This is a genomic window from Streptomyces sp. NPDC043726, assembly GCF_056436565.1.
This window is the reverse complement of the sequence record NZ_JBWKCI010000014.1, coordinates 118,745-135,463: the sequence shown is the minus strand read 5'-3', so window position 1 is coordinate 135,463 and position 16,719 is coordinate 118,745. Positions and strand designations below refer to the sequence as shown.

13 protein-coding genes and 1 riboswitch are annotated in these 16,719 nt (G+C 71.5%); of the genes, 6 read left to right on the top strand and 7 right to left on the bottom strand.

Translation table 11 applies throughout. From position 1 onward, the window contains the following. Window positions 1-53: 53 nt before the first annotated feature. Window positions 54-3,080, bottom strand: coding sequence for a bifunctional acetate--CoA ligase family protein/GNAT family N-acetyltransferase (locus tag AC068Z_RS34190; RefSeq protein ID WP_478564655.1), 3,027 nt, complete (start codon window positions 3,078-3,080; stop codon window positions 54-56). A 177-nt stretch (window positions 3,081-3,257) separates the two neighbouring features. Here AC068Z_RS34190 and AC068Z_RS34185 point away from each other — a divergent pair, with 177 nt between their 5' ends. Next, a complete protein-coding gene (locus AC068Z_RS34185) occupies window positions 3,258-3,539 on the top strand; it encodes an HPr family phosphocarrier protein (RefSeq protein ID WP_033308341.1) in 282 nt (93 codons plus the stop codon). Between the two features lie 138 nt (window positions 3,540-3,677). On the opposite strand, the gene AC068Z_RS34180 is transcribed toward AC068Z_RS34185, so the two are convergent. From AC068Z_RS34180 to AC068Z_RS34165, 4 genes are all read right to left on the bottom strand, one after another. Continuing rightward, complete coding sequence (locus tag AC068Z_RS34180; RefSeq protein ID WP_478564652.1) at window positions 3,678-4,364, bottom strand: GntR family transcriptional regulator; 687 nt, start codon at window positions 4,362-4,364, stop codon at window positions 3,678-3,680. A gap of 212 nt (window positions 4,365-4,576) precedes the next feature. Continuing rightward, window positions 4,577-5,341 (bottom strand): M23 family metallopeptidase, encoded by a 765-nt coding sequence (locus AC068Z_RS34175; protein ID WP_478564649.1) that lies wholly within the window; start codon window positions 5,339-5,341, stop codon window positions 4,577-4,579. Between the two features lie 13 nt (window positions 5,342-5,354). Further along, window positions 5,355-5,519: riboswitch (cyclic di-AMP (ydaO/yuaA leader) on the bottom strand. Window positions 5,520-5,733: 214 nt separating this feature from the next. After that, window positions 5,734-7,122, bottom strand: a complete 1,389-nt coding sequence (locus AC068Z_RS34170) for a M16 family metallopeptidase (RefSeq protein ID WP_478564646.1) — start codon at window positions 7,120-7,122, stop codon at window positions 5,734-5,736. After that, window positions 7,119-8,510, bottom strand: a complete 1,392-nt coding sequence (locus tag AC068Z_RS34165) for a M16 family metallopeptidase (RefSeq protein WP_478564643.1) — start codon at window positions 8,508-8,510, stop codon at window positions 7,119-7,121. Before AC068Z_RS34165 ends, AC068Z_RS34170 begins: the two co-directional genes overlap by 4 nt. A 284-nt stretch (window positions 8,511-8,794) precedes the next feature. Between AC068Z_RS34165 and AC068Z_RS34160 the strand changes: the two genes are divergently transcribed. Beyond that, window positions 8,795-11,251 carry a DNA gyrase/topoisomerase IV subunit A gene (locus AC068Z_RS34160; RefSeq protein ID WP_478564640.1) on the top strand — a complete coding sequence of 819 codons (2,457 nt, stop codon included), beginning with the start codon at window positions 8,795-8,797 and terminating at the stop codon, window positions 11,249-11,251. Here AC068Z_RS34160 and AC068Z_RS34155 read toward each other — a convergent pair. Then, window positions 11,248-12,312 carry a CobW family GTP-binding protein gene (locus tag AC068Z_RS34155; protein WP_478564637.1) on the bottom strand — a complete coding sequence of 355 codons (1,065 nt, stop codon included), beginning with the start codon at window positions 12,310-12,312 and terminating at the stop codon, window positions 11,248-11,250. The two genes, AC068Z_RS34160 and AC068Z_RS34155, sit on opposite strands and share 4 nt — an antisense overlap. Before the next feature lie 323 nt (window positions 12,313-12,635). Here AC068Z_RS34155 and AC068Z_RS34150 point away from each other — a divergent pair, with 323 nt between their 5' ends. From AC068Z_RS34150 to AC068Z_RS34140, 3 genes are all read left to right on the top strand, one after another. Beyond that, window positions 12,636-13,184, top strand: a complete 549-nt coding sequence (locus AC068Z_RS34150) for a DUF6082 family protein (protein WP_478564634.1) — start codon at window positions 12,636-12,638, stop codon at window positions 13,182-13,184. Window positions 13,185-13,457: 273 nt separating this feature from the next. Continuing rightward, window positions 13,458-13,697, top strand: coding sequence for a hypothetical protein (locus AC068Z_RS34145; RefSeq protein WP_478564631.1), 240 nt, complete (start codon window positions 13,458-13,460; stop codon window positions 13,695-13,697). Between the two features lie 153 nt (window positions 13,698-13,850). Beyond that, window positions 13,851-14,090: a hypothetical protein gene (locus AC068Z_RS34140; protein WP_478564628.1), complete on the top strand. Its 240-nt coding sequence runs from the start codon at window positions 13,851-13,853 to the stop codon at window positions 14,088-14,090. Window positions 14,091-14,173: 83 nt separating this feature from the next. Here the strand turns inward: AC068Z_RS34140 and AC068Z_RS34135 are convergent, their stop codons facing one another. After that, on the bottom strand, window positions 14,174-15,343 hold the full coding sequence (locus AC068Z_RS34135) for a citrate synthase (protein WP_478564625.1): 1,170 nt from the start codon (window positions 15,341-15,343) through the stop codon (window positions 14,174-14,176). A 110-nt stretch (window positions 15,344-15,453) separates the two neighbouring features. On the opposite strand from AC068Z_RS34135, the gene AC068Z_RS34130 reads away from it, so the two are divergent. After that, entirely contained in the window at window positions 15,454-16,710 is a 1,257-nt protein-coding gene (locus AC068Z_RS34130; RefSeq protein WP_478564623.1) for a citrate synthase, read from the top strand. Window positions 16,711-16,719 lie beyond the last annotated feature (9 nt).

Genomic DNA, 16,719 nt, shown 5'->3' with positions numbered 1-16,719 from the left:
GCAGGGGAACGAACGACCGCCCGGGTCCCCGGGGAGTCCGGACGGGCCCGGCCTCAGTACGCGGGGAGCGTGCGGGGGCCCAGGTCGTCGCGGGCGGGCGGTGGGGCCAGCCGGACGGTGGCGCCGAGCACGGTCAGACCGTGCGGGGCGACGACGACCGGCTCCAGGGTGACCGCGACGACCTCCGGGTGGTCGTGGACCAGGCGCGACACCCGGAGCAGCAGCTCCTCCAGGGCGGGCGTGTCGACCGGGGTCGAGCCGCGCCAGCCGAACAGGAGCGGCGCGGTCCGGATCGACCGGACCAGCGAGGTCGCCTCCCGGTCGGTGACCGGGATCAGCCGGTGGGCCATGTCGCCGAGCAGCTGTGAGGCGGCTCCGGCGAGCGCGAACGACAGGACGGCGCCGGCCGCCGGGTCGATCACGGCCCGTAGGACGGTGTCGACCCCGCGCGGGGCCATCGCCTGCACGACCGGCCGCAGCTCCTCCGGCCTGCCGAACAGCTCGACCAACTCGGCGTACGCCCGGCGCAGTTGCTCCTCGTCCGCCAGGTCCAGCCGTACGCCGCCCAGGTCGGCCCGGTGTCGCAGGTGCGGCGCGGTGGCCTTGAGGGCGACGGGGTAGCCGACGGCGCGGGCGGCCTCGGCGGCGGCGTCGGGGGTGGGCGCGGGAAGGGCCCGCCGCACCTGAATGCCGTACATGCCGAGCAGCTCACAGGTCTCCTCGGCACCGAGAGTGAGCCCCTGTCCCCTGGCCAGCAGCCCGTCGATGAGCCCAGCGGCCCCCCGCTCGTCGATGTCCTCGTACTCGGGCACCCGCCCGGGCTCAGCGGCCTCCCGCCGCCACTGCGCGTACTTCACGGCCTCGGCGAGAGCCCGCACGGCCCGCTCGGCGGCGGGATAGGCGGGGATGAGCCGAGCCCCGGCCTCGCCGGGGACCTCCAGGCCACCCGGGCCGGGACGAGCCACCCCCTCGACACCGGCCGAGGCGGGGCCGGCCGCCCCTTGACCACCCGAGCCGCGGGCAGTCGTGCCGCCTGGGGCGGCCCCCGCAGCCGACGAAGGCGGCACCCCGTCAGCGCCGGGCCGCGCGTCCGCCCCGGCCTCAGCCTGAGTGCCGGGCGCGCCGGAAACGTCCTCGCCCGCCGCGCCGGGCGCGCCGGAAACCTCCGCATCGGGCGCGGACGGAGGAACCGGCGACGCAACCCTCGGCGCCGTGCTCGCCGCGGCGGACAGCGCCTCCGCCAGTCCGCCCAGCTCCACGTGCACCACCAGCACCGGCTTCCCCGGCGCCTCCTCCGCCGCCGAGCGCAGGGCCTCCGCCAGCACCTCCTCCCCCGGCGACGTCTCCCCGATCGCCGGAATCGCGGTCACCACGACGGAGTCGCACGTGTCGTCGGCGAGCGCCCGCGACAGTGCCCGGCGGAAGTCCGCCGCCGTCGCCCCGGTCGTCAGGTCCAGCGGGGGCAGCGGCCGGAGCCCTTCGGCCAGGCACGCGTCGTACGTCAGCAGCCCCAGCGACTCGGAGTTCCCCAGGATCGCCACCCGCGGCCCGGCCGGCAGCGGCTGGCGCGCGAGCAGCAGCCCCGCGTCGACCAGCTCGGTGATGGTGTCGACCCGGATCACCCCGGCCTGCCGGAGCAGCGCCGACACCGTGGCGTGCGGCAACCGCGTCGCCCGTACGGCATGCCCCTGCGGCGCGGCCCCGCCGTGCCGCGCGCCCTGCACCACGACCAGCGGCTTCGCCGCCGCCGTCCGCCGGGCGAGCCGGGTGAACTTGCGCGGGTTCCCGATGGACTCCAGGTACATGAGGGCGACATCGGTGTCCGGATCGTCGTACCAGTACTGGAGGACGTCGTTGCCGGACACGTCGGCCCGGTTCCCGGAGGAGACGAAGGTCGACACCCCGGTGACACCGGTGACGCCCCCGCCCCGCCGGTGCAGCCGGGACAGCAGCGCGATGCCGATGGCACCGGACTGCGCGAACAGCCCTATCCGTCCCGGCCTCGGCATCTCGGGGGCGAGCGAGGCGTTCAGCCGTACGTCCGACGAGGTGTTGATGACGCCGAAGGCGTTCGGCCCGATGATCCGCATGCCGTACGCGCGCGCGTGCCGGACGAGTTCACGCTGGCGCTCCCTGCCCTCGGGCCCGCTCTCGGCGTAGCCCGCGGAGACCACGACCAGTCCCTGCACCCCGTGCTCACCGCACTCGGTGACGACCCGCGGGACCTGGTCGGCCGGCACGGCGACCACCGCGAGGTCGACATGCCCGTCGACGTCGCGCACCGAGCGGTGCGCGGGCACCCCGGCGAGCTCCTTCAGCTCCTCGGGGAACGCCTGGTTCACGGCGTACAGCGGACCGCGGAACCCGCCCTCCCGGATGTTGTCCAGCACGCCGCGCCCGACCCCGCCCGGCGACCGGCCGACGCCGATGACGGCCACCGACCCCGGCACCAGCAGCCGTTGCACGGACCGCGCCTCGGCGCGCTGCTCGCGCGCGTACTGCACGGCGAGCGAGCGGTCCGTGGGCTCCAGGTCGAACTCCAGCCGGACGACGCCGTCCTCGAAGCTGCGCTTCTGGGTGTACCCGGCGTCCGTGAACACCTTGATCATCTTGGTGTTGGCGGGCAGCACCTCGGCGGCGAACCGGCGGATCCCGCGCTCCCGCGCGACCGCGCCGATGTGTTCGAGCAACGCGGAGGCGACGCCCCGCCCCTGGTGGGCGTCCTGGACGAGAAAGGCGACCTCGGCCTCGTCGGCGGGCGCGGAGGCGGGCAGTCCGTCGGCGCCGATGCGGTCGTAGCGTACGGTGGCGATGAACTCGCCGCCGATCGTGGCCGCGAGTCCCACCCTGTCCACAAAGTCGTGGTGCGTGAAGCGGTGGACGTCCTTGGCGGACAGTCGCGGGTAGGGCGCGAAGAAGCGGTAGTACTTCGACTCGTCCGAGACCTGCTCGTAGAAGCTGACCAGGCGCTCGGCGTCGTCAACGGTGATGGGGCGGATGCGCGCGGTGCCGCCGTCGCGCAGCACCACGTCGGCTTCCCAGTGGGCGGGGTACTCGTGCCGGTCCGACGCGCTCTGCATGGGGCCCAGAGTACGGCTCGCGTACGACAACGGCGCGAGGCAGTCTGTGGAGGACGGGTGTCGGACCGAGGCCGCGGTCCGGCGACCACGCAGTACGGGACACGGGTCCGTACCGGGCACGCTTCACGTTGTGGAACACTGGTCTAGACAACCTGAGAACCTGAAGGGCAGCATCACATGGCTGAGCGCCGCGTCAACGTCGGCTGGGCCGAGGGCCTCCACGCCCGCCCCGCCTCCATCTTCGTCCGAGCCGCCACGGCCGCAGGCGTCCCGGTGACGATCGCCAAGGCTGACGGCAAGCCCGTCAACGCGGCCTCCATGCTGGCGGTTCTGGGCCTGGGCGCCCAGGGCGGCGAGGAGATCGTGCTCGCGTCCGACGCCGAGGGCGCGGACGCCGCCCTGGACCGTCTGGCGAAGCTGGTCTCCGAGGGCCTCGAGGAACTCCCCGAGACCGTCTGAGCATTCAGCGGACGCGGCACTCGCCGCACCCTTTGAAGGGCTCGCCCGAATTGCCGGGCGGGCCCTTCGCCTTTTCTGAATTCGGGCAGCAGAAATAGTCCCCCGCGAATTACCTGCTCTTTGTATACGGTGCGCGTGTTAATGACGCGGGCCCGACATGTTTACGGGATGTTGCGAATTCCTCACACGCTCGCCGGGGCCCGGGAGCCTGAGCCGATGCCTGCCGCTGGACCGCTCCGTGTGCGCGGCCGTGACGGCCCGCGCGCGGTCGCTGTCGCCGCGCGCCACCGCGTCCACGATCGCCCCGTGCTCCGCCCAGGTCTCCACGGGGCTGACCGGCGCCTCCACCGCGTACATCCAGGCGATCTTGTGCCGCAGCTGGGTCAGTACCGAGGTCAGCGCGGGGCTGCCGGAGGCCTGGGCGAGCGTCTCGTGGAACCAGCCGCCCAGGGAACGCAGATCCTCGCTGTTGCCCCGCCTGGCGCGCTCCTGACCGAGCCTCACCAGGCCGCGCAGCACCTTCAGGTGCGCCTCGGTGCGCCGCTGGGCGGCCCGCGCGGCACCCAGCGGCTCCAGCAGCGTGCGCATCTCCAGCAGGTCGGCGGCCTCCTGCTCGGTCGGCTCGGCGACGCAGGCGCCCGCGTGCCGCCGGGTCACCACGAAGCCCTCCGCCTCCAGCGTGCGCAGCGCCTCCCGGACGGGGACGCGCGAGATGCCGTAGCGCCGCGCGAGCAGTTCCTCGGTGAGCCGGCTGCCGCGCTCGTGGACACCGGCGACGATGTCGTCCCGGATCGCCGTGCATACCGAGTGCGCCGGAATACGCATGACCGACCTCCGCTTTAATCCCCGTGAAACGTCGACGACTGACGCGTGTTCAGCGACTCTATTCCAATGACTCGGAATTTCCGACGGCGGACCGGAATCCATGGATATTTTTTGGACAGCGGGGCCCCGAAAACGCCGAAAAACCCCGGCTCGGGAGCCGGGGTTCCGGGACGCGGTCGCGGGTGCGGGTGCGGGTGCGGGTGCGGGTGCGGTCAGAGGTTCACGCCGTGCGAGCGGAGGTAGGCGACGGGGTCGATGTCCGAGCCGTACTCCGCGGTCATGCGCGCCTCGAAGTGCAGGTGCGCCCCGGTGACGTTGCCGGTCGCGCCGGAGAGGCCGATCTGCTGCCCAGGGGTGACGGTCTGGCCCACCGAGACACCGATGGAGGACAGGTGGCCGTACTGGGTGTACGTGCCGTCGTGCATCTTGATGACGATCTGGTTGCCGTACGCCCCGCCCCAGCCGGCCTCGACGACGGTGCCCGTGCCGACCGAGCGGACGGAGGTGCCGCCGGCGGCGTGGAAGTCGACGCCGGTGTGGCTGCCGGAGGACCAGACGGCACCGCCGGCCTTGTAGCCGGTCGAGACGTAGGAGCCGGAGATCGGCGAGACGAAGGTGTTCAGGCGCTTGCGCTCGGCCTCGCGGGCGGCGCGCTCCTTGGCCTCGCGGGCCTCCTTGGCGGCCTCGGCGGCCCGCTCGCGGGCGGCCTCCTCGGCCTTCTTCTTCGCCGCGGCCTCCTCGGCGGCCTGCTGCTGGGCCGCGGCCTGGGCGTCGATCTCGTCGGCGATCGAGCCGCCGATGGTGATGACGGGGGTGATGCCGGTCTGCTCGGCGGAGGGCTCCGCGGCGAGGGCCGGGGCGGCGAGGGTGCCGACGACGCCGGTGGCGGTGAGCGCCGCGACGCCCGCCGCGCGGGCGGTGGTGCGCTGCATCCGGCTGGGACGACGGTGCTTCCCGGTGGCGCGGGTGAACGCCATGAAGTGGCTGGTCCTTTCCTTCCTTCTCGCCTACCGGGTTAGCTGACGGGTTCGGAGCAGGAAGGTCTCCTACGGACCCCCTCGCGCTGGGCGCGGGCGTCCGATTCACCCCAGGGACTACGGTGGGGTCCCCGGCTCCCCTGGCTTGCGCCGTACGGGGACTCGGCGATGACTGTCCGGTGCCGCGGTCGCGGCGCACTGCCTGACGGACAGCCCGGATGACGCTAAACGGGGCAACTTTCAATCCCCAAACGGATCACGGCTTTTGTAGCGCATGCCACAGGTCAGACAGGCAACCTCTCCCTCAATTCGGACATAAAGGGGCCCTGGTGGCGCTTCCGTCACCAGGGCCCCACACGCGCGTCGCCGCGCGTTCACAACCGAGGGTGTGTCTACTCGGCCGTCACGACGGTGACTTCACCGATTCCGAGGGCCTCGACGGGCTCCTTGATCTGCGCGGCGTCCCCGACCAGAACCGTCACCAGACGGTCCACCGGGAAGGCGTTCACGACCGCCGCGGTGGCCTCCACGGTGCCGGTCGCGGCGAGCTGGCGGTACAACGTGGCCTGGTAGTCGTCGGGCAGGTGCTGCTCGACCTGGTCGGCGAGCGTGCCGGCCACGGCGGCGGCCGTCTCGTACTTCAGCGGCGCCACCCCGACGAGGTTCTGCACGGCGACGTCCCGCTCGGCGTCGGTGAGCCCGCCCTCGGCGAGGGTGCGCAGCACCGTCCACAGGTCCTGGAGGGCGGGACCGGTGTTGGGGGTGTCCACGGAGCCGCTGATGGCGAGCATCGAGGCACCGGTGCCGTCCGGGGCGGAGCGCAGGACCTGCCCGAAGGACCGCACGCCGTAGGTGTAGCCCTTCTCCTCGCGCAGGACGCGGTCCAGGCGGGAGGTGAGGGTGCCGCCGAGGCAGTACGTGCCGAGGACCTGCGCGGGCCACACACGGTCGTTCCGGTCGGAACCGACGCGGCCGATCAGGAGCTGGGTCTGGACGGCGCCGGGGCGGTCCACGATGACGACGCGGCCGGTGTCGTCGGCGGTGACCGGGGGCACGGGCCGCGGCTCGGCCGGGGAGCCGGTCCAGGAGCCGAGGGTGTCGGCCAGGAGCGCGTCGAGGTCGACTCCGGTGAGGTCGCCGACGACCACGGCGGTGGCCGTGGCGGGGCGCACGTGCCGCTCGTAGAAGGCGCGTACGGCCGGGGAGTCGATGGCGGCGACGGTCTCCTCGGTGCCCTGGCGCGGACGCGACATGCGCGAGGTCGCCGGGAAGAGCTGCTTGGACAGCTCCTTGGCGGCGCGCCGGGAGGGGTTGGCCAGTTCGTGCGGGATCTCGTCCAGCCGGTTGGCGACCAGCCGCTCGACCTCGCTGTCGGCGAACGCGGGCGCCCTGAGGGCGTCGGAGAGCAGTCCGAGCGCCTTGGGCAGGCGGGAGACCGGCACTTCGAGGGAGAGACGTACACCGGGGTGGTCCGCGTGGCAGTCGAGGGTGGCGCCGCAGCGCTCCAGTTCGGCGGCGAACTCCTCGGCGGTGTGCTTGTCGGTGCCCTCGGAGAAGGCGCGCGCCATGATCGTGGCGACGCCGTCGAGGCCGGCCGGCTCGGCGTCCAGGGGGGCGTCCAGGAGCACCTCGACGGCGACGACCTGCTGTCCCGGGCGGTGGCAGCGCAGCACGGTCAGGCCGTTGTCGAGGGTCCCGCGCGTGGGCGCCGGGAAGGCCCAGACCTTCGGCTCGCCCGCCTGCGGCTGGGGGTGGAACTCCATCGGGGCGAGCTCGGTCACTTGGCCGTCTCCTCGTTCTCGTCGCTTGCTTCCACGGTGGCCTGGGACTCGAGGTCCTCGGTGGGTTCCTCGACGGTTTCCGTGGGGACCGTCGGCTCGTAGACCAGCACCGCGCGGTTGTCGGGGCGCAGCCGGGCCTTGGCGACCTCCTTGACCTCCTCGGCCGTCACCTCCAGCACGCGCCCCACGGCGGTGAGGGCGAGCTGCGGGTCGCCGAACAGGACGGCGTAGCGGCACAGTTCGTCGGCGCGGCCCGCGACGGTGCCGAGCCGGTCCAGCCACTCGCGCTCCAACTGGGCCTGGGCGCGCTCCATTTCCTCGGCCGTCGGGCCCTCGGCGGCGAACCGGGCCAGCTCCTCGTCGATGGCGGCCTCGATCACCGGGACCTCGACGTCACCGGAGGTCTTCACGTCCAGCCAGCCGAGCGAGGGCGCTCCGGCGAGCCGCAGCATGCCGAACCCGGCGGCGACGGCCGTACGGTCGCGGCGCACGAGCCTGTTGTAGAGGCGGGAGGACTCACCGCCGCCGAGGATGGTCAGGGCCACGTCCACGGCGTCGCACGCGCGCGTGCCGTCGTGCGGGAGGCGGTAGGCGGCCATCAACGCCCGCGCGGGGACCTCCTCCTCGACGACCTCGCGCAGCTCCTCGCCGATGATCTCCGGCAGCGAGCCGTCCCGCGGGGCGGGCTTGCCGTCGAAGGCGGGGATGGAGCCGAAGTACTTCTCGACCCAGGCGAGCGTCTGCTCCGGGTCGATGTCGCCGACGACCGACAGCACGGCGTTGTTCGGGGCGTAGTACGTACGGAAGAACGCCCGCGCGTCCTCCAGGGTGGCCGCGTCCAGGTCGGCCATGGAGCCGATCGGCGTGTGGTGGTAGGGGTGGCCCTCCGGGTAGGCGAGGGCGGTGAGCTTCTCGAAGGCCGTGCCGTAGGGGACGTTGTCGTAGCGCTGGCGGCGCTCGTTCTTCACGACGTCGCGCTGGTTCTCCATCGACTCGTCGTCCAGGGCGGCCAGCAGCGAGCCCATGCGGTCGGCCTCCAGCCAGAGGGCGAGCTCCAGCTGGTGGGCGGGCATGGTCTCGAAGTAGTTGGTGCGCTCGAAGCTGGTGGTGCCGTTGAGCGAGCCGCCGGCGCCCTGCACCAGCTCGAAGTGGCCGTTGCCCTTGACCTGGCCGGAGCCCTGGAACATCAGGTGCTCGAAAAGGTGAGCAAGGCCGGTACGTCCCTTGACCTCGTGGCGGGAGCCGACGTCGTACCAGAGGCACACCGCCGCGACCGGGGTCAGGTGGTCCTCGGAGAGCACCACGCGCAGGCCGTTGGCCAGGCGGTGCTCGGTCGCTGTCAGGCCGCCGGAGCCTGCCTGGGTTGTGGCCGTGTGACCCATGGGCATGTACGTCCTTCCGATCGCGGACGCGGTCTGGAAACCGCGGTTTTCCTGCCGGTCCTGCCACTGTATGCAAGCGTGCGAGGGCTCGGCGAAGTTCCCGGGCCGCGTACGCCGAGGGCGGATGCCGGCGGCGGATCGCGTAGCCTGCGGGCAGCCGTGAGCGGAGGTGCCCCTCCGCGCCGGGCCGGAGGGCCGACACCGGGTCCTGGTCCGGGTTGTCAGTGCCGCGGTCCACAATGGTCCGCGTCAGATCCAGTTCACGCGTCTAGCAAGGAGCCCAGGCAGCGATGGCCCGCCGCAGCACGAAGACCCCGCCGCCCGACGACTCGTACGAGGAGAAGATCCTCGACATCGACGTCGTCGACGAGATGCAGGGCTCCTTCCTCGAGTACGCGTACTCGGTCATCTACTCCCGCGCCCTGCCGGACGCCCGTGACGGCCTCAAGCCGGTGCACCGCCGCATCGTCTACCAGATGAACGAGATGGGCCTGCGCCCCGACCGCGGCTATGTGAAGTGCGCGCGCGTGGTCGGCGAGGTCATGGGTAAGTTGCACCCGCACGGCGACACGTCGATCTACGACGCGCTCGTGCGCATGGCCCAGCCCTTCTCGATGCGGGTGCCGCTGGTCGACGGCCACGGCAACTTCGGCTCGCTGGGCAACGACGACCCGCCGGCCGCCATGCGGTACACCGAGTGCCGGCAGGCGCAGGCGACGAGCCTGATGACGGAGTCGATCGACGAGGACACGGTCGACTTCGCGCCCAACTACGACGGCCAGGAGCAGGAGCCGGTGGCGCTGCCCGCCGCGTTCCCGAACCTCCTGGTCAACGGCGCCTCCGGGATCGCGGTCGGCATGGCCACCAACATGCCGCCGCACAACCTCTCCGAGGTCATCGCGGCCGCCCGCCATCTGATCCGCCACCCGAACGCGGATCTGGACACCCTGATGCGGCACATCCCGGGCCCCGACCTGCCCACCGGCGGCCGGATCGTGGGCCTCGCCGGTATCCGCGACGCCTACGAGACGGGCCGCGGCACCTTCAAGATCCGCGCCACGGTGTCGGTGGAGACCGTGACGGCCCGCCGCAAGGGCCTGGTCGTCACCGAGCTGCCCTTCACGGTCGGCCCCGAGAAGGTCATCGCCAAGATCAAGGACCTGGTCGGTTCGAAGAAGCTCCAGGGCATCGCCGACGTCAAGGACCTCACCGACCGCCAGCACGGCCTGCGCCTGGTCATCGAGATCAAGAACGGCTTCGTGCCGGAGGCCGTCCTGGAGCAGCTGTACAAGCTGACGCCGATGGAGGAGTCCTTCGGCATCAACAACGTCGCCCTGGTCGACGGCCAGCCCCTCACCCTGGGCCTGAAGGAGCTGCTGGAGGTCTACCTCGACCACCGCTTCGAGGTCGTCCGGCGCCGCAGCGAGTTCCGCCGCACCAAGCGGCGCGACCGCCTGCACCTGGTGGAGGGCCTGCTCACCGCCCTCGTGGACATCGACGAGGTCATCCGGCTGATCCGCTCCAGCGAGAACAGCGCGCAGGCCAAGGAGCGCCTGATGGAGCGCTTCTCGCTGTCGGAGGTCCAGACGCAGTACATCCTGGACACCCCGCTGCGCCGGCTCACCAAGTACGACCGCATCGAGCTGGAGGCGGAGAAGGACCGGCTCAACGAGGAGATCGCGGAGCTGACCCGGATCCTGGATTCGGACGCGGAGCTGCGCAAGCTGGTCTCCGCCGAACTGGCCTCGGTGGCCAAGAAGTTCGGCACCGAGCGGCGTACGGTCCTGCTGGAGTCGGCGGGCGCCCCGGCGGCGACCGTGCCGCTGCAGGTGGCGGACGACCCGTGCCGGGTGCTGCTGTCCTCCACGGGCCTGCTGGCCCGTACGGCGAACGGCGACCCCTTCGCCGAGGACGAGGACGCCAAGCGCTCCAAGCACGATGTGATCATCTCGGCGGTACCGGCCACGGCGCGCGGCGAGGTGGGCGCGGTGACGTCCGCGGGCCGGCTGCTGCGGATCAGTGTCGTCGACCTGCCGACGCTGCCGGAGACGGCGTCGCGGCCGAATCTCGCGGGCGGCGCGCCGCTGGCGGAGTTCGTCTCCCTGGAGGGCGACGAGACGCTGGTCTGCCTGACGACGCTGGACGAGTCCTCGCCGGGCCTGGCGATCGGCACCGCCCAGGGTGTCGTCAAGCGCGTGGTGCCCGACTACCCGTCCAACAAGGAGGAGCTGGAGGTCATCACCCTCAAGGAGGGCGACCGGATCGTCGGCGCGGTGGAGCTGCGCACCGGCGAGGAGGACCTGGTCTTCATCACCGACGACGCCCAGTTGCTGCGCTACCAGGCCGCGCAGGTGCGTCCGCAGGGCCGCCCGGCGGGCGGTATGGCGGGCATCAAGCTGACGGACGGCGCGAAGGTGATCTCCTTCACCGCGGTGGACCCGGCGGCCGACGCGGTGGTCTTCACGGTCGCGGGCTCCCGCGGCACCCTCGACGACTCGGTCCAGACGACGGCCAAGCTGACTCCCTTCGACCAGTACCCGCGCAAGGGCCGCGCCACCGGCGGGGTCCGCTGCCAGCGGTTCCTGAAGGGCGAGGACTGTCTGTCCCTGGCCTGGGCGGGCCCCGCCCCGGCGAAGGCGGCGCAGAAGAACGGCATGCCGGCCGACCTGCCGGAGATGGACCCGCGCCGCGACGGCTCGGGCGTGTCGCTGCCGAAGACGGTGTCGGTGGTGGCGGGCCCGGTCTAGGCCGGGTCGCCGGGCTCGTCCTCGGAGCCCTGCACGTAGCGCAGGACGCCCCACATGCCGTGTTCGTCGTCGGCGTGCGGGGCGTCGCTCTCGCACGCCCGGAGTTCCTTGACGAGCGCGGGCGCGTCGATACCGGTGCCGATGAGGACGAGCTGACTGAGCCGCTCCTCGGACGCCGCCCAGGGCTCGGGATAGAACCGCAGGAACCGCCCGACGGCGTGCACGGAGTACCGGTTCCGGGTGTCGTACGGCCCGAAATCGACGTACCCCTTGATCCGGTAGAGCCCGTCGGGACGGCTGTCGAGGAAGCTCATGAGCCGCCGGGGATCGAGGGGCCGCCCGGAGACGAAGGAAGCACTGTCGTAGGCGGTGTGCAGATGCCCGGCGTGGTCGTGCACCTCGTGCTGGTCAGGGCGGTGCAGATCGTCGAAGGAGAGCTGCCCGACCCGCTCCTCGCCGGGGCGGCAGTCGAAGAGGAACTCGGGGTCGACGCGGCCGTAGGTGGCGGGCACGACGGCGGCGCGGGCGGCGAGTTCCCGCACGAGGGAGAGGACCCGCTCCGGCTCGTCGGCCCGGTCGGTCTTGTTGACGACGACGAGATCGGCGAGGCCGAGATGGCGGTCGATCTCCGGGTGCCGGGCGCGGGTGTCGTCGAACTCGGCGGCGTCGACGACCTCGACGAGTCCGCCGTAGACGATGCCGGGATGCTCGCTGGCCAGCACCATGCGCACGAGTTCCTGCGGCTCGGCGAGCCCGCTGGCCTCGATGACGATGACGTCGATGCCGGCGGCTGGCCGCGCGAGCCGCTCCAGGTAGACGTCGAGCTCACTGGCGTCGACAGCACAGCACAGGCAGCCGTTCCCGAGCGACACGGTGGAGTCGCCGAGCGCGCCGGCCACCGCCATCGCGTCGATCTCGATGGCCCCGAAGTCGTTGACGATCGCTCCGATACGGCTGCCTCCGCTGCGGTGGAGGAGGTGGTTGAGGAGCGTGGTCTTGCCGGAGCCGAGGAAGCCGGCGAGAACGACGACCGGGATCTGCTGCGGGTTGCGGCTCTGCACGGACGAGCGACCTCTCTCCCGCCGACGCGTGCACCGGCTCGCGTCACGGCGTGGGGACGAAGAATGAATGCCGGACCAGGATACGAGCCGCAAGAAACCGCGCGAAGTGAACGATTGTTAGCAGCACTTGCGGGGCAGACGTTGGGCATGGCGCCGGAGTGTGCGACCCTCGCTTCCCTCCGTGCGCCTCCTCTCCGCCTCCCCGCCGATCAGAGCCGCTCGGCACCCTGGGAGACGGCAAGCGCCGCCCACCGCTCGCCGGTCCCCTACAGTCGACCCGCACCCCGACGACCGGCGGACGGCCGCCTGATTCGGGGGTTGACATGGCCACACGGAATTACGGGATACGCGGACTGGTGGTGGCCGGGATCGGTGCGGCCGCCGGAGCCCTCGCGACAACGGCCGCACAGCGCCACACCATCGAGTCGTTGCGTATACGCCTCGAACACCTGGAGCAGGCTGCGCAGACGCAGCGCCAGACCAACTTCGCCCATCAACAGCGCCTGCACTGGGAGTTGCTGAGCAAGGCCATGGACGATCCCGACCTGGCCGAGGTTCTGGATGCCTACAACGGGACCGTACCGCCCCGGAAGCAACGCCAGTTCCTCTTCGCCAACGCCCTCTACACCAATGCGCTCTGTTACTACCGCATGGGCAACATGACCAAGGAGGAGTTCTTCGGGTTCGCCCGGAGCATGCTCCAGATCCCGGTCTTTCGTGAGTACTGGTACTCCACCCGCCCCCACCGGGCCACACTGATCGACACATCCGACGAGGCCAAGCTCGGACGCATGGTTGACGATCTGTTGGTCCAGCTGGAGGAAACGGACATCGAGGAGTGGTGGGTCGTAGGAGAACCACCGAGCGAGTAGGGCCTGCCGTTCGACGGTCCTCCGGTCGTGAAGGGCGGTCCTGCCATCCACTCTCTCGCGCACATCACACGGTTGGGCGGTAACAAAGCAATAACCGGCGCGTTCTCCCAGGTGCCAACAAGGTTGACTACTGCCGCATCTCGCGGAACGGGTCGATCCCCGCCGTACACCGTCCACGCCGCTCGGTTGTCGAGGCCGCGGTCCTACCGGACCCGATCACACCGCGCAGCACGATGCGCACCCAGCCTCAAGACCAGAAGGAATGCCAGAACAGTGAGCCAGATCATCCGTCGGATTGGAACGCCGCCAAGCGCCAGGGGAAGCGCCACCGGTGCCAATTGTCCCGACATCTTTGAGCTGTCCGACGGAAGGTTCGCTGTCATCGGCACGGACATCACCGACGAACTCGACGCTCAACTCCCCGCCGACGCGTCGAGAGCCGAGTACGAGCGCATCGTCGTGGTCAGCCGCAAGACACTCATCGACGCCAAGGCTGACATTCCTGACGCGTAACCGGCCCGAACCGCTCCACAGCGCGCACCCACGCGTCCCGTCAGCCCGTGTTCGTTTGCCCTCCGAGAGCCCAGCGCCCTGCGGTTGCCCCCGCAGGGCCTCGCGGTGCGGCAACATCATGACCGCAAGGTCCCGCACGAAAGGCCGACATCCATGCCGACCATTGTTAGGCGTATCGGCGACCCTCCCCGTGCGCGAGGCAGCGCATCGGGACAGACCTGCCCCGACATCTTCGAGCTCAGCGACGGCAACTTCGCCGTCATCGGCAGGGAAGCCACCGAGGACCTCGACGGCGAACTCCCTGCCGACGCCTCCAGGGGTGACAACGAACGCATCGTCGTCATCAGCCGCGAGACTCTGATCCGCGCCCGCAAGGACATCCCCCGGGACTGAGGTCCCGACATCCGTCATCCCACCACGGATGAACGAGCGGGTTCGGCACCGGATGTCCGTCGTGCCGAACCCGGCTCACCGACTCACACCGGCACAGCCACCGGCGCCCCCGGCCCCACATATCGCGCCGCCGGGCGAATGATCTTGGGGTCCTCCGCCTGTTCCAGGATGTTGGCGCTCCAGCCGACCACGCGGCCCGCCGCGAAGGTCGGGGTGAACATCTCCCGGGGGAGGCCGCAGAGTTCCATGACCACGCCTGCGTAGAACTCGACGTTCGTGTGGAGTTCGCGGCCGGGCTTCAGTTCGGCGAGGATCGACTCCACCCGGTGTTCGACCTCGACCGCGAACTCCACCCGAGGGCCACCGAAGCTCTGGGCGATCTCGCGGAGCATCCGGGAGCGGGGGTCCTCGGTGCGGTAGACGGCGTGGCCGAAGCCCATGACGCGCTCACCGGCGAGGACCCGTTCACGGATCCAGGGGTCGATGCGGTCGGGCGTGCCGATCGCGTCCAGGGTGTCCAGCGCCCGGCTGGGGGCGCCTCCGTGCAGGGGGCCGGACAGCGCGCCCACCGCTCCCACCAGACAGGCCGCCACGTCCGCTCCGGTCGACGTGATGACCCTTGCCGTGAACGTTGACGCGTTGAATCCGTGGTCAATGGTTGAGATCAAGTATTGCTCTACGGCCCTGGCCCGCACCGGATCCGGCTCCGAACCCGTCAGCATGTACAGGTAGTTCGCCGCGTACGACAGATCGTCCCGCGGCTCCACCGGCTCCCGCCCCTCGGCCAGCCGGTACAGCGCGGTGAGCAGCGTCGGTACGGCGGCCGCCGCGGCCAGCGTGTCCCGGCGGCGTTCGTCCGCACCGATGTCGTACACCGGCCGGAAGCCCCGCACCGCGCCGAGCAGCGACAGCGCGGTCCGCATGCCGGCCAGCGGCCCCGAGCCTCCCGCGCTCGCGCTCCCCGCGGCGATGGCGGGCAGGGCCGTCCGCACCTCCTCCGGCAGGCGCCGCAGCGCGGCCGTATCGGCGGCGAACGCGGCGGCCTGTCCGGCGTCCGGCAGCTCGCCGTGCACCAGGAGATGCCAGACGTCCTCGAAGCCGCGGGTCTGCGCGAGCTCGACGGCGGAGTACTGGCGGTAGTGGTAGAAGCCCTCGAGCCCCCGGACGTCACCGATGGCGGTGTCGGTGACGACGACGCCGGCGAGCCCTCGCGGCGCCTCGACAAGAGTGGTGACCGACCTGTTGACGGACATGATTTCCTCCCTGGACTTGATTTGACTGTCCATGCTTGACTCATTCGTTGTCAATATTGATTGAATCAATGCAAGCCTCAATGTGTTGTTGAACGGATACGGTGGCCCCCATGCGCGATCAACAGCCCGAACCCGGTCGCACGACCCGGCGGCTGACCACCAAAGAGGCCGCCGAACTCCTCGGCGTGAAGCCCGAGACCGTGTACGCGTACGTCAGCCGCGGTCAGCTCAGCAGCCAACGCGTCCCCAGCGGCCGGGGCAGCACCTTCGACGCCCAGGAGGTCGAGGCGCTGGCCCGGCGCAACCGGCGGGACAGCAGCGGCGGTTCGGGGTCCGGGGGCGAACTGTCGGTTCGGACCCGCATCACGTTCATCGGCACCGACCGGTACTGGTTCCGTGGGGTCGACGCCGCCGAACTCGCCGTACGCCACTCCTACGAAGAGGTCGCCGAGTGGCTGTGGACCGGGCGGCTGCGCCCCGGCATCACCTTCAGCGCCCCCGAGGCCGCCGTCGCCACCGCCCGGCGCGCGGTCGACGCCCTGCCGGAACACACCGGCCCCACCGACCGGTTGAGGGTCGCCGCCATCGCCGCCGCGACCGCCGACCCCCTGCGCTTCGACCTGTCCGAGGACGCCGTACTGGGCACCGCGCGCAGTCTCATCCCCACCCTCGTCGCCGCACTGCCCCCGGTCCGGCGCGACCACCGCGACAACGGCCCACTCGCCCAGCGGCTGTGGGCCCGGCTCAGCGGCCTCCCCGCGGACGAGGCGTCGTTGCGCACCCTGGACACCGCGCTCGCCCTGCTCGTCGACCATGACCTCGCCGCGTCGACGCTCGCCGTCCGCGTGGCGGCCTCCGCCCGCGCCCACGCCTACGCGGCCGTCTCCGCGGGCCTGGGCGTCCTCGAAGGCCCCCTGCACGGCGCGGCCAGCGGACTCGCCCACCGGATGCTGCTGGAGGTCCTCGACCGCGGCGACGCGGCACCGGTGATCGCGGAGGAGCTGCGGGCCGGCCGCCGCATCCCGGGCCTCGGCCACCGGCTCTACCCGGGCGAGGACCCACGCGCGCGGGTGCTGTTCGGGCTCCTGGAGGAGATCCCGGGCGCCGGGCCCGCCCTCGCCGCGGCCCGCGACATCGTCGAGACGACCGCCCGTCACACGCCGCTGCACGCCAACGTGGACCTGGCCCTCGCCGTGCTGACCGCCTCCAGCGGCATGCACGCCACCGCGGGCGAGACGATCTTCGCCGTGGCCCGCACGGCCGGCTGGATCGCGCACGCGCTGGAAGAGTACGGCGAGCGCCCGCTGCGGATGCGGCCCACCGGGCACTACGTCGGCCCGAGGCCGCCACAACCCCTGCCGGAGTAGGACACGAGC